Origin of the sequence: Devosia submarina, from assembly GCF_003056345.1 — a bacterium.
Classification (GTDB): Bacteria; Pseudomonadota; Alphaproteobacteria; order Rhizobiales; family Devosiaceae; genus Devosia; species Devosia submarina.
The window spans coordinates 1-14,512 of the sequence record NZ_PYWB01000017.1; the positions used below are offsets into that span (position 1 = coordinate 1).

Annotated in this window: 11 protein-coding genes and 2 pseudogenes; 5 read left to right on the forward strand and 8 right to left on the reverse strand. The window is 59.5% G+C overall.

What is annotated here, in order from left to right:
- Window positions 1-383: 383 nt before the first annotated feature.
- Window positions 384-686: pseudogene (locus tag DDE77_RS18480) on the forward strand (Na+/H+ antiporter NhaA); the annotation flags it as partial.
- Between the two features lie 10 nt (window positions 687-696).
- On the opposite strand, the gene DDE77_RS18485 reads toward DDE77_RS18480, so the two are convergent.
- Both DDE77_RS18485 and DDE77_RS18490 read right to left on the reverse strand, forming a co-directional pair.
- The gene (locus tag DDE77_RS18485; protein ID WP_108398965.1) at window positions 697-2,694 is read right to left on the reverse strand and encodes a BCCT family transporter; all 1,998 of its coding nucleotides are present in this window, start codon (window positions 2,692-2,694) and stop codon (window positions 697-699) included.
- 132 nt (window positions 2,695-2,826) lie between these two features.
- Complete coding sequence (locus DDE77_RS18490; RefSeq protein WP_108398966.1) at window positions 2,827-3,354, reverse strand: hypothetical protein; 528 nt, start codon at window positions 3,352-3,354, stop codon at window positions 2,827-2,829.
- A gap of 347 nt (window positions 3,355-3,701) precedes the next feature.
- On the opposite strand from DDE77_RS18490, the gene DDE77_RS18495 reads away from it, so the two are divergent.
- Both DDE77_RS18495 and DDE77_RS18500 read left to right on the forward strand, forming a co-directional pair.
- On the forward strand, window positions 3,702-4,205 hold the full coding sequence (locus DDE77_RS18495) for a DUF421 domain-containing protein (RefSeq protein WP_245895390.1): 504 nt from the start codon (window positions 3,702-3,704) through the stop codon (window positions 4,203-4,205).
- Entirely contained in the window at window positions 4,202-5,434 is a 1,233-nt protein-coding gene (locus DDE77_RS18500; RefSeq protein ID WP_108398968.1) for a DUF2254 domain-containing protein, read from the forward strand. Before DDE77_RS18495 ends, DDE77_RS18500 begins: the two co-directional genes overlap by 4 nt.
- A gap of 357 nt (window positions 5,435-5,791) precedes the next feature.
- Here the strand turns inward: DDE77_RS18500 and DDE77_RS20160 are convergent.
- From DDE77_RS20160 to mtnK, 6 genes and pseudogenes are all read right to left on the reverse strand, one after another.
- Window positions 5,792-6,249 (reverse strand): annotated as a pseudogene (locus tag DDE77_RS20160) (aminotransferase class I/II-fold pyridoxal phosphate-dependent enzyme).
- 140 nt (window positions 6,250-6,389) lie between these two features.
- Window positions 6,390-7,508, reverse strand: coding sequence for a RuBisCO large subunit C-terminal-like domain-containing protein (locus DDE77_RS18510; RefSeq protein ID WP_245895394.1), 1,119 nt, complete (start codon window positions 7,506-7,508; stop codon window positions 6,390-6,392).
- A complete protein-coding gene (locus tag DDE77_RS18515) occupies window positions 7,508-8,509 on the reverse strand; it encodes a transketolase family protein (protein ID WP_108398969.1) in 1,002 nt (333 codons plus the stop codon). Before DDE77_RS18515 ends, DDE77_RS18510 begins: the two co-directional genes overlap by 1 nt.
- A gap of 7 nt (window positions 8,510-8,516) precedes the next feature.
- On the reverse strand, window positions 8,517-9,443 hold the full coding sequence (locus DDE77_RS18520) for a thiamine pyrophosphate-dependent enzyme (protein WP_108398970.1): 927 nt from the start codon (window positions 9,441-9,443) through the stop codon (window positions 8,517-8,519).
- Window positions 9,440-10,540 carry an S-methyl-5-thioribose-1-phosphate isomerase gene (gene mtnA, locus DDE77_RS18525; RefSeq protein ID WP_108398971.1) on the reverse strand — a complete coding sequence of 367 codons (1,101 nt, stop codon included), beginning with the start codon at window positions 10,538-10,540 and terminating at the stop codon, window positions 9,440-9,442. The genes DDE77_RS18520 and mtnA overlap by 4 nt, the downstream gene beginning before the upstream one ends.
- Window positions 10,537-11,799, reverse strand: coding sequence for an S-methyl-5-thioribose kinase (gene mtnK, locus DDE77_RS18530; protein ID WP_108398972.1), 1,263 nt, complete (start codon window positions 11,797-11,799; stop codon window positions 10,537-10,539). The genes mtnA and mtnK overlap by 4 nt, the downstream gene beginning before the upstream one ends.
- Window positions 11,800-11,938: 139 nt before the next feature.
- On the opposite strand from mtnK, the gene DDE77_RS18535 reads away from it, so the two are divergent.
- On the forward strand, window positions 11,939-13,453 hold the full coding sequence (locus DDE77_RS18535; protein ID WP_108398973.1) for a sugar ABC transporter ATP-binding protein: 1,515 nt from the start codon (window positions 11,939-11,941) through the stop codon (window positions 13,451-13,453).
- A gap of 115 nt (window positions 13,454-13,568) precedes the next feature.
- On the forward strand, window positions 13,569-14,489 hold the full coding sequence (locus DDE77_RS18540; RefSeq protein WP_108398999.1) for an ABC transporter permease: 921 nt from the start codon (window positions 13,569-13,571) through the stop codon (window positions 14,487-14,489).
- Window positions 14,490-14,512: the final 23 nt, after the last annotated feature.

Consider the following 14,512-nt stretch of genomic DNA (forward strand, 5'->3'; position numbering starts at 1 on the left):
ACCCGCAGCCTGATGAGCCGATCGATCGGCAACATCGCCTGCTTCGCGGATTTCGGCTTCTGTTTGACCAAGCGCACGAGCGCCTTCTTCAGCGGATCGGCGTGCAGCGGCAACAGCATCCCGGCGCGTCTCTTCCGTCATCGTGCCAGCTCGAGCCCGCAGATCATCGATGGTGGCTTAGGATTGGCGATAGCATCAACCGCGGGTTACGGAAGCGGGACGGCCAGTGGCAGAGTTGGGCGAAGACACGCGTCTTCCTCCTTGTGAGAGGTTGCAACATTCTCCCTGGATTTAGGGGGATGCCCATGGCGCACGCAGCACCCGCCGGTGGACGCTAACTATATCAATATAGGTCGCTAAGGAACCCTGTCGGCTTCCCGCGTCTTTGCGGCTTCTGCTCTGGTTACTGGTTGGCAGAGCTGCCTAAGTATGCTTCCTGGCGCCAGCTGTATGGGATCGCCCTTCTCTGTGGCATTGGCTTCACCATGTCATTGTTCATTGGACTTTTGGCGTTTCCTGACTCAGCGGTCCTGCAGGACGAGGTCAAGATCGGCGTTCTGCTTGGATCGGTGCTTTCGTCGACAGCCGGTGCGATACTGCTGCGATCATCTAAACCCCGCATGGCGGGCACACCTCGCCCCGTTCAGGTGAACCACTGGGGAGTTTCCCTTGGTGGACCTGGATAGGACCGGCGCTTCATTCATCGGGAGTGTGCTCTGGGGCGCTCTGGAGAAGCTGGGATTCTGGCGCATTTGTAAGATGAAGATACCGCTCGAACTGCGTCAGGACGTCAGCAATGAGCTGGTCTTTATGGAGGCCCATGATGTCGTACCCTCGGCCACCACTTGAGAAGTAGGTGCGGGCTTCATAGCGTTGTTCTGTTCTGCCCGCGGCTAGGGGGGCAAAATTCGCCACCGGAAGCGATGCAACGCTTACGCCGTAGATGAAATCACGCACGCCTTCGGAGGGGCACCGCAAGGCTATTGTGCCTGCCTCATCTGCCTCAACGAAGGCAAAGCGATCCCGACTGGTGAGTTCACGGGCGACTTGTTCGAGAGCGGGCCGAACCTCCAACCCGATGAAATTCTCGACGTCCGTCCGGCTCGGTGTTCGCATCATCAAGGCCAAACGGCGTTGCCAGGTAAGTCCCGCCGCCGGATGCGCTGGAGCCATGTTAGCAGTCGAACCCGCTTGCGGGTATTGCTGGGCAAGATCGGCCCGCATACCCAGAAATAAAGACCAGACCAAGCCAAGCATAACGAAGGTGAACGGCAAGGCAGTTGCGATAGTGGCCGACTGCAGCGCGGCCAGGCCACCAGCCAGCAAGAGAGCTGCGGCAACCAAACCTTCCATAACGCACCAAAAAACGCGTTGCCCAGTGGTGGTCCGCGTCTCGCCACCTGCCGCAATGGAGTCGACAACCAGCGAGCCCGAATCCGACGATGTGACAAAGAAAATCGCCACAAGAACAATGGCCAAGGTGGACGTGACCTGGCTGAATGGCAAAAATTGGAAGAAGTGGAAGAGTCCAGTCGAGACATCAGCGGCAATAGCTTGTCCCACTTCACCTGCAGCCACACCCGTGTCGATGAAGATTGCGGTGTTGCCGAAAACAGTCATCCAGATGAACGTAAAGCCAGCAGGGATAAAGAGTACTGCCGTAACGAACTCCCGGACGGTACGGCCGCGTGAAATGCGGGCGATGAACATTCCCACAAACGGCGACCAGGATATCCACCAAGCCCAATAAAAAAGGGTCCAGGCGTCGATCCAGGGGGTCGGCTGATAGGCATAAATATTGAAGGTGCGCAGGACCAAAGTGTCGAGATAGAGCCCAAGGTTCTGTACAAGGTCGCGGAACAATTGTGCTGTTGGCCCTACCACCAGCACAAAGAGCATCAGCAAAATCGCAACAACAAGATTGGTTTCCGAAAGGATACGCACGCCCCGGTCCAGACCAGTGGCCACGGATATGGTGGCCATTGCAGTCACCAAGACTATGAGGGGAAGCTGTACAATCGGCCCGATCGGAAAGCCCAGCAGGTAAGCCAGCCCCGCATTGATCTGCGACACGCCGACTCCAAGCGATGTAGCAATGCCAAACATCGTCCCAACGATAGCGAAGATATCGACAGCATGGCCGATCGGACCGTTGATGCGCTCTTTGAGCAGAGGATAAAGGCCAGAGCGAATAGTCAGGGGAAGGTTGTAGCGGTAGCCGAAGTAGGCGAGCGACAAACCCACAACAGCATAGATGGCCCAGGCATGGATGCCCCAGTGGAAGAAAGTCACGGTCATTGCTTCGCGCATCGCTTGAATGGAGCGCGGCTCGGCAGTCGGCGGCGCCATGAAGTGAGTCATAGGTTCGCCTACCGCGTAGAACATCAAGCCGATGCCCATCCCGGCGGCAAAGAGCATGGCGATCCACGACGTAAATTTGAAGTCGGGGGTGGAGTCGTCCGGTCCCAATTTCAGGCGCCCGTAACGCCCGAAGCAAAGTAGTATTACGGTCACCAGGAAGATGCCGACTGACAGAAGGTAGAACCAGCCGAAGCTCTGCAAAATGCTGGCCTGCAACGAACCAAAAATCTCGCCAGCCTGGCCGGGAAAGACAATCCCGATCGCCACAAAGGCGCCAATCACGATTAGTGACCCAAAAAATACCGGCTTGTTGATGATGAATGGTTGCAACATAGGGCGGTAGGGGTGTGGGTTCCGAAAGGCTTCCAATTGGTAAGCGTTGGGGAAAGCGGAGGTTCCAGACGGTGTCCGTTGCCTGTGCACAGCACACTGGATGCATTGACCACTAGCGTCAGCGAAAAGACCTTAACCCCAGAAGCGCAGCACAAACGGCAATGCTAGGAATATCAGCCACGCCACTATGAAAATAAGAGGAGCCCGGACGGAGAATAATCCTCCAGCATGTTGGCGCAGTTCCATGCGACGGCGACTTTGCTCGTCCGTAGCCAGGGTATAGGGCCTCAGCTCGGGCCAACTCTCGATCAGATGATCTTCACGCCGCCGCCAATGGCCAATGGCCTCGTGGGCCGCTCCTATCCCCGGGCGAGCTTCAAGCACAAGCAAAAGGCCAAGCACCGCAAACAGGGGCGGCAAGGTTATGGTGAACAGGCCGTTCCAATTGCCATAGCCGGCACTCAGGGATGTGCCGTAGGCGATGACCAAGAAGGATTGAGAAGAGATCAGCGCATTCAGCCGGCTGTTGAGCAGATTGATCTCGGCACGGATCTCCTGCCGAATATGATCCAGCTCGCTCGTTGATGCTGTCGCAGCTCTGTCGGATGCTTCAGTGACTCTGCTGTTGGTCCTGGCGTCCTCGGCGTCATTTCTGTTCATCGCATCCCCTCTGGCCGCAGCTTCTGCTTACAGACGCCCCACACCGCTCACGCTACCTTCATGGCCCGACTTCTTGGCTCTTTGTTGTCGATGTGGGGCTAGCCTCTTGGAAGGCCGGTTGAGGGATTTGGCTGTATTGAGCATCGGCAATATTGTCCTACATGCAGCGAACGAACCGCCTCCGAAGCGGAACCACTCAAGTTAACCCTTGTTGTGCTTCCATGAGCTCAATCGTCCGATGCTTGCAGTACTCAGCGTGTGCGTTCTGAAGCCAATCCAGCGATCGCATTCGATGAACTTCGTTGCTGGGACTGCGGCGCTGACCTGGGCCGATTAGGGAGCGCTTCATGAACTGGACAGAGATGTTCTTCCAAGACTGGCAAGGGCTGGTTCGGACCCTTGTCGTTGGTGTCCTCGCCTATTGTACAGTCGTTTTGTTCCTGCGCATCTCGGGCAAGCGTACTTTGGCCAAGCTCAACGCCTTCGACTTGGTTGTTACTGTGGCCTTGGGCTCAACTTTGTCAGCTATTTTGTTGCAGGAGTCCATTGCACTAGCTGAGGGCGCCTTGGCACTTGGTCTGCTCATCCTCATGCAGTTTATTGTCACGTTCTTATCCGTCCGTTGGCAGCCATTCGCCAAAGCTGTCCGGTCAGAGCCAACTCTTCTGGCACACAATGGCGAATTTTGTTCCGAGGCCATGCGGCGAGAGCGGGTGACAACCGATGACGTGCTCAGTGCAATCCGTTCGTCCGGTGGCCAGGATGTGGGGGATGTCGATTATCTGGTGCTCGAAAGCGACGGTACGATCAGCTGTTCGCTCCGTCCCGCCGGCAGCGAAGATGCGCAATGAGCCAGATATCCTTCTATCTTCGGCAGTTGTTGAACCGGATGTGGTTCTTGCCTGCAGTGTTCTCTGCAGTCGCCTTGCTCACCATCTTTGTAGCCTTTTATCTCGCACGCTGGGCACCTGAAGAGCTTCCCTTCACTATCTCCCAAGAGGCCGTGCAATCCGTCCTCGCTATCCTGGCGACCAGCCTGTTGACTGTTTCGGTCTTTGCACTATCCACCCTGGTCGCGGCGTTGTCAGCGGCTTCGGCCTCCACAACGCCACGTGCCGCTCAGCTCATCGTGGGCGACCGATCCGCTCAAACCTCCATCTCCGTCTTCATCGGCGCTTTCCTCTTTTCCATTCTTGCGATCCTCGGCCTATCAGCTGGCATCTACAGCTCGGCCGGAAGGATGCTGCTGTTCTCGGTGACCCTGGGCGTTGTTGCGCTGGTGGTCGTTGCTCTGATCCGCTGGATCGCGCAAATCTCGGACATAGGTCGCGTCGGACATACGGTGGATCGCGTCGAGGCTGCTACGGCTGGTGCACTGAACACCCTCATGGAGCACCCGCTTTATGATTGTCTCCTGTTGGAGAACGAGCCGCAAGGCGTTGCCATCAGCACCAGTAAGCTCGGCTATATTCAGCACTTCGATGCGAAACGGTTGCAAGGGCTTGCTGACGAACATGATCTCCGGATCGCCGTCACGGCCCGCCCTGGAGCATATGTATCGCCAGCCCGCCCCCTGATGGTGGTGGATGGTGAGGTCAGCGAAGAGCTGCAATCAGAACTGGTCGCCGCTTTCATTATTGGTGATCAGCGCAATTTTGACAGTGATCCCCGGTTCGGCTTGGTGGTGCTTGCCGAGATTGCCGATCGTGCTCTTTCGCCCGGCATGAATGACCCTGGCACGGCGATCGACGTCATGGGAACGTTGACCAGGCTGTTGTCTACCTGGCAGCCGCGCGAGCCCGAAGAGGTCGGGAACAACAGGGTCGCCGTTCCGGCACTTCATCCAAAGGATCTGTTGGAGGACGCTTTTCGCCCGATCGCAAGGGATGGTGCGGGATTGATCGAGGTCGTGCTGCGCTTGCTCGACAGTTTGCGGATCATTGCGCAACTCAATCCGCACCTGCGCGACGCTGCACTTGCCGCTGCCCAGGATGCGACTGGCCGTGCAGAACGAGCACTGAAAGCACCAGGCGATTTGCAGGCGTTGCATGCTGCTGCCGATTTTGCGGTGAGCGCCTGATGGCTTCCAACTGCTCGCCTGGCAGTTTGGCTGAATTTCCTTGAGGCAGATGGCGCCGATGTGAGTGACGGCTGATTTGGAAACAGCCCAGCCTTGTTCTGGCGAACCATGGAAGATGGCTACGGCCGCTGGCAGCTCACCGGATCCAGGAGAAGCACTTATGTAGTATAGAGTGGCTTAACGATACCGTGGCTGCAGCACGCCGGAAATGCCGTTCTCCTTTACCCAATCGGCGAAATTGTCCGACGTCTGCTTTCCGGCGGGATAATCCTAAAAGCTGCCAGGCAGCTCACCACCCCCAAACCGACAGGCAAGCCGCCGGATATAAGGGCCGTGCGGGGACCGCCGATATATTGGTCAGCGCATACACCACGATGAAGGCGCCAAACTCGACTGGGCGGCAGAGACAGGACGTGGCGACGTGTTGCCGGCGATCAGCGGCACACCATCCCTGTGCGCGATTTCAGCCAGGCGCTGCATGTCGAGGACATTGCCGGCAGGGTTGCCGATAGATTCGCAGAATACCGCCTTGGTGTTTTCGTCGATAAGGCGTTCCACCGCGTCGAAATCGCTCTGATCCGCCAGGCGGACCTCGTGCCGCCTTCGATTTTAGCGACGCACGCTTCGAGCACCGCAGTGGTGGTGTTCATGATGCGGGTGTAGATATTACCCAGCACGGCTAGGTTGAAGAGATCGGCACCGTGCTGCGTGTCGTCGGACGTGTAGGAGGTCGTCTGATAGATAGGGACAGCCGCCGCCTTCGTGGTCGCCTCCGACGTGTAGCCGTGGGGGAGGGCCATAGAGTCTAGTTTCATGATCTGCCCCTTATTTTCTTCTTGGTCATGATATCGCACCCCCCCGAAGCAGGGGCAAAAGGCGAATAGGTTTTCGCTCTACACGCAGGCTCAGAGGTTTGGGACCTGTCCGAAATGCCTGCCGGAGCCTTGTTTCTCGGTTAGGGGCGAACTGCTTCGATCAGTCGCCGGCAAGCGCCGGGCAGATCAGATTTTTCGCGCAATAGCGCGCCACCCACGAGATAAATGACGTCATTGCCATAGACCTCGCGCATGGCAGGAACGCTTTCGAGCTTCATGCCGCCGCCTGGAGCGGGGAGAATGGGTTTAAGCGATCCGAAGGGCATGCTGCAGTGGTCTGCGATGGAGCGGCACTCCACCTTGCTGAAGCCGAAACGGCCGCCAAAGTTCGGGTAGACGACGGCGTCAACGCCCATGAGCCGCGACAGCAATCCGAAATAGAAGCCGTGTGAGAAACCTGTAGTCGGCGTGATGATATTTGCCCCCCCAAAGGTAGGGTGGGAGACGATAGGTAGGGTGAAGCTGGGATCGGCCGAGAGCCTGCGGGCCACATCCAGGCCGACCAGTGCCGGAGCTAGCATCACGGCACCGGCACCAGCCTCCTGCGCCTCGAAGGCATTGTCCAACACCTGGTTAGCGGGGCCAGTGATGTTGGGCACATAAATCGCATTGTGCCCGCTCTTTCTGTTGGCTTCCCCGACGGCCTCCACGCAGGCTTTGAGCCGTTCAGGAAAGGGCGATGTGTCTTGGTTGGCGAGGCCATGATCGTCCTTGATCATGTCCATGCCCCCTAAGGCGAATTGGTGCGCAAGGTCCGCAAGTTCCCGCGTCGAAAGCCCGACGGGCTTGATCGCCGACATCAGGATCGGGCCCGACGACTGGCCTGTGCGCTGGCGCAGGCCTGCGTTCCCGTATTGTGGCCCAGGGCAGATGGCGCCGATCGCCTCTGTGAGCGTCATCGCCTCGACGCGCGTCTCGGTCTTGAGCGCGGAATTGCCAAAGACGACGTTGAGGAGCTGGAGAAAATCGCCGCCAACATCATCGTCGCTATAGGAAATGTCGGCAAAGAAGCCCCCGCGCCCATCACTGGCCGGGCGTACATCTTCGACGCGCCCGAGGATCTCGTCCTCGACATAGCCCGCAGGAACGATGTCGCGCGGGATCTCTACTGTTTGCTCCAGCGCAACGTCCCCGGCGCGCTGCAGGGCTTCGGTCGCTTCGGCCGCGCCGAGCCAGTAGGTGACGGAAAAGCGCGCCATCAGAGGGCTTCGGCTTTCTGCGCGGAGTGGACGGTGTCGAGGCGAACACCTTCTAGTTCCGTATCGGCAATGTCGAGGCAACGGCCCAGCAGGTCCTCGATGGCAACAACGAGTGCCGAGGCATCGAGGCCGTACTTCTTCATGAGGTATGGCTTGGACGCACCGTGTGCAAAGGTGTCGTCGAGACCGAGCCGGCGCAGTTTGACCCCAATTCCTTCTTCGGCGAGGATTTCAGCGACTAGCGAACCGAGACCACCATTGATCGTGTGGTTTTCCAGCGTGACCACGCCCTTCTTGCCCCGAGCGGCGGAAACGAGAGTGTCTCGATCGAAGGGTTTAAGGGTGGAGGCGTGGAGGTGGTAAATACCGATGCCCCGGTCCTGCAGCGGCTTGGCGGCGCGCATTGCTTCCTCAGTAGAAACGCCCGAGGTGACCACAAGCACATCATTTCCTTCTGACACGGTACGGAGCTTGTTGAATGCGAAAGGCGTCGAGAACAGTCTTGGAACTTCGCCACGCAGCACGCGCACATAGACCGGGCCATCGATCGCGTCGGCCACTTCGAGCACGGTCTCTACTTCGGTGGCGTCACCCGTCTCAAGGATCGTCATGTTGGGAATGGCGCGCATCACCGCAATGTCTTCGATCGCTTGGTGGGTGATGCCGCCCGGCGTCGTAATGCCGGGCAGAAAGCCCATCAGCCGAACCTTCCGATTGGGATAGGCGATCGAGTTGATCAGCTGATCATAGGGCCTCCGGTAGAGAAACACCGCAAAAGTGTGGAGGAACGGGCGGAAACCCTGCATGGCAAGTCCACCGGCAAAGCTCATCATGTTCTGCTCGGCCATACCTAGCGACAGGAACTGATCTGGATGGCGATCGCGGAAGCCATCGACTTCGCAGGACGAGGTGAGGTCGGCGGAAAGGCACAGCACATCCGGGCGGCTGGGGGCGAATGCCTCGAACGCTTTGCCATAGGGGCGATTGACGATTTCAACCATGATGGGCTCAGATGCTTTCGAGTTCGAGGCCGAGCTCTTCGGCAATGGCCACTTTCATTTCTTCGCGCTCGTCCTTGCTCTTGAAGCGCACATAATGAAGGCGCGGGAAGCGGCGTTGAAGGAACGGCATGCCCTGAAAAGGCGAGGTATTGGCCAAGATCACCAGCGGCCTGCCCGGCTCGGCGCTATTGGTGGCATTGCGCAGGGCATCAAGGTCGTGACCGTCGATTGAGCGGGTGGTGGCGCCGAAGGATACAACGCGTGCTGGCAGGTCACCGAGGTCGAGGACCGAGGACATCGCGCCGTCGCACTGCTGGCGGTTGACATCGACGACCACGCGAACATTGTCGATGCCGTGGAAGCTCATCGCGGCAAGGCATTCCCAGGTTTGACCCTCCTGGAACTCGCCGTCCGACATATAGACCCAAACCTTGCCGGTGTCGCCGCGGCGCTTGCGTGCCCATGCCAGTCCTGAGGCCATGGAGAGGCCCTGTGCCAACGACCCGGTGGTCACTTCCATTCCGGGGCTATGCTCGGCGCCGATCATTTCGACCGAAGAACCATCCTTGTTGAAGTAGTCGAGCGCGTCTTCACCCATGCGGCCCATCTGGATCAGGGCGGAATAGATCACCAACGCATAGTGCGCTGGCGAGATGATGAAGCGGTCGTATTCAGGCGAAAATGGGCCATGATAACCGGCGCCGGTAAACGCGTCGGGGTTGCTGGCCGAAGGCACGCCGGCAAAGGGCAGCGGCATTTTGGGAAGGGTCGGCTCGCCGAGGTTCAGAACCTCGTTGTAAAGCACAGCGAGGGTCTCGGCCGCCGAGCAGGCCTGGCTCAAATAGCCGCCGTTGTTGCGCATCGTGTGGAGGAACACGCGGCGGCGGATGCCAGCGGCGACGTCTTCGGTCGATTGGCGATTAGTGATGGTCATGACAGTGCCCGCTCGGGGAACATGGTGCGCAGCGCTTCTGGCGTCGCTTCGGATACGCCGCGCTCGGTGATGAGCCCTGTAATGAGCCGGGCCGGGGTGACGTCGAAGGCCGGATTGGCCGCCGGGCTTCCTTCAGGCGAGAGGCGCACCGTCATTATGGCGCCATCCATGCCGCGGCCCTGAACGAAGGTGACTTCGTCCCCGCTACGCTCCTCGATGGGGATCTCCTTGACTCCATCCTTGACCGTCCAGTCGATGGTCGGGGAAGGGAGGGCGACATAGAACGGAACGCCGTTGTCCTTGGCGGCAAGAGCCTTGAGGTAAGTGCCGATTTTGTTGCAAACATCTCCATTCGCAGTCGTGCGGTCGGTGCCGACGATCACCATGTCGATGTCGCCGTGCTGCATCAGATGGCCGCCGGCATTGTCGACGATCAACGTATGCGGCACGCCATGCCCGTCCAGTTCCCAGGCCGTCAGCTGGGCGCCTTGGTTGCGGGGGCGCGTTTCGTCCACATAGACGTGAACCGCAATGCCTTCTTCGGTCGCAAGGTAAATCGGTGCCGTTGCGGTGCCATAGTCGACAGTTGCCAACCAGCCAGCATTGCAATGGGTGAGGATATTGACGCGCTCTCCCGGTTTTTTGCGCTTGGCGATCTCGCGGATGATCTCGAGCCCGTTGCGGCCGATAGACCGGTTGAGCTCGACATCTTCCTCCGCGATTGCGGCGGCACGCCTGTAGGCGGCCCCGGCACGCTCCGCCTCGGGCTTTGTGCGCAAGAGGCTGCGCATGTCGTCCAGTGCCCAGCGCAGGTTGATCGCGGTGGGACGCGTTTCGTGCAGCACGTCCCAGGTCTGGTCAAGGCGGGCGTCGCTCGGGTCATCGTTCATGGCGATGGCGACGCCATAGGCTGCAGTGACCCCGATCAGCGGCGCGCCGCGCACCCACATTTCGCGGATGGCGCGCGCCACGTCGTCAACGGACTTAAGGGTAACGATGCGGAACTCGTGCGGCAGCCAGCGCTGGTCGATGATGTCGACCGAGCGGCCATCTTCGTTGAGCCAGATAGTGTGATAGTGTTGACCGCCAACCTTCACGTCGCGATCTCCTTTTCAAGCTGTTCGGCAAGATCGTTGACCTCGACGACGGTGTGGATGTGCCGGCGGCCGACCAGCAGTTGCCGGCCAAGTTTCAGCGCCTTAGTCTCGCAGCGCGCGCGCTGGGCGGTATCTTCGATGGTCTCGAAATCGGCATTATGCGCGAGGCCGAGTATGCGGCGATGCATTTCGCAGCCAGCAAAGCCAAGGGCATCGGTCCAGATATCCCCGAGCACATGGGAAAGCGCCTGCTCGGAGGCGAGGTGGTCGCCCTGATCTTCAAACAGCGTGCTCTGGTAGAGCATGCCGCGGCGCTCCGTCCGCCACAGATGGCTAAACTCGGCGCGGAACGTGGTCCATATCTCTTCGACCGTGCGCAGTAGATATGCCCTCATCTCCGCACGCTCGCCATGTCCGGACTGGGAAAAGTAGCTCATCCAGAAATTGGACATCAGCATGCCGACGTCGAAGGCGATGGGGCCGTAGAACGCGAATTCTGGGTCAATGACGCGGGTTTCGGCTTCAGTGACCATGACCGAGCCAGTGTGCAAATCGCCATGCAGCAGGGTTTCGCTGCGGCTGGCAAAGAGATGCTTCATCACTTGCGCTTCGACCTTGAGGTCACGGTCGGCGCGCAACTGCGCAACGATGTCGTCGAGCTCTGGGCTGGTATGGCGATTGAGTTTGGCTTCGAAGTAAGGATCCGAAAACACGAGGTTCTCGGTGATGTCGCAAAGCTCCACATTGTCGGCAAAGATCGCGAGCTCTTCCTTGCGCTCTCGGGGCGACATCGCGAGGTCCGAGCCGCGGAACAGGGTACGTGCGAGGAAGAGGCCAAGGTCGTGGCCAACACGCGGCAGCTGCTGGCCTTCGATAAGGGCTCGGCGCAGGATGACGTGCGGCGTCAGGAATTCCATCGCGATGATGGCCTGCTCACCATCAAAGTGGAGAATGCGCGGCACGCTGCCCGGGTCGCGTTCTTCCTGGCGGGTCAGCGCCTTGTGTTCGAAATAGCTGCGCTTGAGGGGCAGCGGCCAGCTGTCGCCGACAAGGCGCACATAGGGCAGGGCCTGTTTGACGATCACCGTGCCCGCACTACCCTCGACGATGAAGACGAGGTTGAGATTGCCATCGCCCACCTCGCGCACCTGCCAGCTTTCGGCCGGGCCGCCAACAATGTCGACAAGCGCCGGCAACTGGCCAAGCCGCTTCTGCAGGGTCTGGGTGTTCAGGGGTTCAAAGTCAGCAAAGGCAGCCATTTGTCTCCTCACAACCAGGAGCGATCTTGTGCCGCCCGCCTCGGTCGTGTGTCTTGGTACGAGGCTTTTCTGTCAAATGTCAAGGCGCTTGACAATTGACGATCTGGACAAATAGGCTGACCAGCAATGGGAGGGATACATGGTCGAGGAAGCCATGTTCCGCGTGGAGGGGCTGCGCAAATCTTTCGGCACGATCCAGGTTTTGGATGGTGTCGATTTGGATCTGCGGGCTGGCTCCGTGACGGTACTTATGGGTGCAAATGGCGCGGGCAAGTCCACGCTGGTCCGTATCGTCAGTGGCGTTTACAGCCGTGACGCAGGCACCATGACGCTTGCTGGCCGGAACTACGATCCAACCACCCCCGCCGAAGCGATGCGGGCCGGGGTTGTGACGGTCCACCAGAACATTAACGATGGCGTCGTCGCCGATCTCGACGTGGCGACAAATTTAATGCTGGACCGGCTGAGCGGCAAAGGCGCTCGCTGGTTTTTCAACCGCCGCCGCGTTTACAGCGAAGCGCGCGAAGTGGCGGACCGGATGGGGCTTGCTTTCGATCTTCGGGCCAATATCAACGAGCTCACCCTTGCCGAACGGCAGATGGTGGCGATCGCCCGCGCGATGTCCCGCGAGCCGCAGGTGCTGATCCTTGACGAGCCGACGTCATCGCTATCGAGCGCGGAAGCCGACCGGCTGTTTGCGCTGGTGAACCGGCTGAAGACCCGCGGCGTCGCCATTCTCTATATTTCCCACCGAATGTCCGACATCAGGCGCCTCTCTGACAAGATCGTGGCACTGCGCGACGGTCACATTTCCGGTGTCTTCGAGGGACCCGAGCTCGACTATGAAGGCGCAGTGAACGCCATGCTCGGTCGCCGCGTCGGTCGCGGCGATCTGGCAGTCAGCGAAGGCGGCGATACCGTTTTCACCACCAAGAACCTGCAGATCGCCCCAGGCGCAAAACCCTTCGCGCTGAACCTGCGGCGCGGCGAGGTCGTTGCGATCACCGGTCTGGTCGGGGTCGGCAAGACAGTGTTGGCGGAGATCTTGTTCGGGGCCCGTAAGCCCATTTCGGGCGAGATGCGGTTGAACGGCCGACCATATGCGCCCCGCTCAACGCATCAGGCAATCGGCGCCGGCGTGTTTCTGGTCGCCAAGGATCGGTCCGATAGCGGCATCGTCCCCGACTTCAACATCTACGAGAACGTCTCGCTTCCCTTTCTGCGCCGGTTCTCACCCTATTCGGTCTCCAACCGCAAAGCCGAACGGCTGCGGGCACGCCAGCAGATTTCCGAGCTCGGTATCGTCTGCCGCACTGAGCGCGACGATATGTCGACCCTCTCCGGCGGTAACCAGCAAAAGGTCATGGTGGCCCGCTGGATGAGCCAGAAGGCGGAGCTACTTATCCTCGATGAACCCTTCCAGGGCGTCGACATCGCGGCCCGTCGCGACATTGGCAACAAGCTTCGCGTCTCCGCCGGTGAACGCGCTACACTCGTTTTTCTGACGGAGATCGACGAGGCCTTCGAAATCGCCGACCGCATCCTGGTCATGAGCGAACACACGATCGTCGGTGAACATCGCAACAGCAATGTCGATGTCACCCAGCTTCTCGCCGAAATCGCCGGCCAGCATAAGGTGACTAACCTTGACTGAAACTCTTGCTACCACTCCCACAGCAAGGCCCCGGGCGCCGCTCAACCTTCGCAATGTGCTAATCCGCTACGGCTTTGTGACGCTTCTACTTGGGCTGATCATTTTTTTCAGCGCTATGACGCGGGGCTTTGCCTCGCCGCAAAGCGCGGTATTCGTGCTCCAGTCCGTGTCGATCACCGGCATCCTGGCGCTCGGCGTGACTGCGACCTTGGTTGTTGGCGGGTTCGATCTTTCCATCGGCTCTGTCGCAACCACGGCGATGATGGCGTCTTCCTACGTCATGGTGGTCATGGGTGGTGATGCTGTGACGGCGACGCTCGCTTGCCTCGCCATCGGCGTTGTCGTCGGCCTGATCAATGGCGTGTTGATCGTCTACATGCGTGTGCCGGACCTCTTGGCAACGCTGGGCATGATGTTCCTCCTTGTAGGCCTTCAGCGCATCCCGACCGAGGGGCGCTCCATCGCCACCGGCATGAGCATGCCCGACGGCAGTGTCGCAAACGGCACCTTCAGCCCCGAGTTCTTGGCGCTGGGCCGTCACCGCTTCGACTTCTTCCTACCTAGCCTTCTACCGGTTTCAGTCGTGGTACTGATCGCCCTCGCCGTGGTGATCTGGTTCTTCCTCGAGCACACTCGCTTTGGCCGCATGATGTATGCCGTAGGATCCAACGAACGCGCTGCCCAGCTCGCCGGCGCACCCGTCAACGCATACAAAATCGGCGCCTACGTTATCTCGGGCGTCTTCGCCTCGATCGGCGGCATCCTCTTGGCAGCCCGCCTCGGCCGTGGCGACATCGCCTCGGGCAACAACCTGCTGCTCGACGCCGTCGCCGCGGCACTCATCGGTTTTGCCGTGCTCGGCGCCTCCAAGCCGAATGCGTTTGGGACCGCCATCGGTGCGCTCTTTGTGGGTGTGCTGCTGCAGGGCCTCACGATGATGAACGCCCCTTATTACACCCAGGACTTCGTCAAGGGCGCCGTACTCGTGGTTGCTCTTGTCTTCACCTTCGCTCTCTCAAAGCGCGGCAAGCGCTAGGCGAAATACGATCAACCGGAGGA

What these genes read in the sequence shown, in the direction of transcription:
- DDE77_RS18485 (WP_108398965.1), bottom strand. Translation starts at nt 2,694, where the DNA reads ATGTTGCAACCATTCATCATCAACAAGCCGGTATTTTTTGGGTCACTA.
- DDE77_RS18490 (WP_108398966.1), bottom strand. Translation starts at nt 3,354, where the DNA reads ATGAACAGAAATGACGCCGAGGACGCCAGGACCAACAGCAGAGTCACT.
- DDE77_RS18495 (WP_245895390.1), top strand. Translation starts at nt 3,702, where the DNA reads ATGAACTGGACAGAGATGTTCTTCCAAGACTGGCAAGGGCTGGTTCGG.
- DDE77_RS18500 (WP_108398968.1), top strand. Translation starts at nt 4,202, where the DNA reads ATGAGCCAGATATCCTTCTATCTTCGGCAGTTGTTGAACCGGATGTGG.
- DDE77_RS18510 (WP_245895394.1), bottom strand. Translation starts at nt 7,508, where the DNA reads ATGGCGCGCTTTTCCGTCACCTACTGGCTCGGCGCGGCCGAAGCGACC.
- DDE77_RS18515 (WP_108398969.1), bottom strand. Translation starts at nt 8,509, where the DNA reads ATGGTTGAAATCGTCAATCGCCCCTATGGCAAAGCGTTCGAGGCATTC.
- DDE77_RS18520 (WP_108398970.1), bottom strand. Translation starts at nt 9,443, where the DNA reads ATGACCATCACTAATCGCCAATCGACCGAAGACGTCGCCGCTGGCATC.
- mtnK (WP_108398972.1), bottom strand. Translation starts at nt 11,799, where the DNA reads ATGGCTGCCTTTGCTGACTTTGAACCCCTGAACACCCAGACCCTGCAG.
- DDE77_RS18535 (WP_108398973.1), top strand. Translation starts at nt 11,939, where the DNA reads ATGGTCGAGGAAGCCATGTTCCGCGTGGAGGGGCTGCGCAAATCTTTC.
- DDE77_RS18540 (WP_108398999.1), top strand. Translation starts at nt 13,569, where the DNA reads ATGACGCGGGGCTTTGCCTCGCCGCAAAGCGCGGTATTCGTGCTCCAG.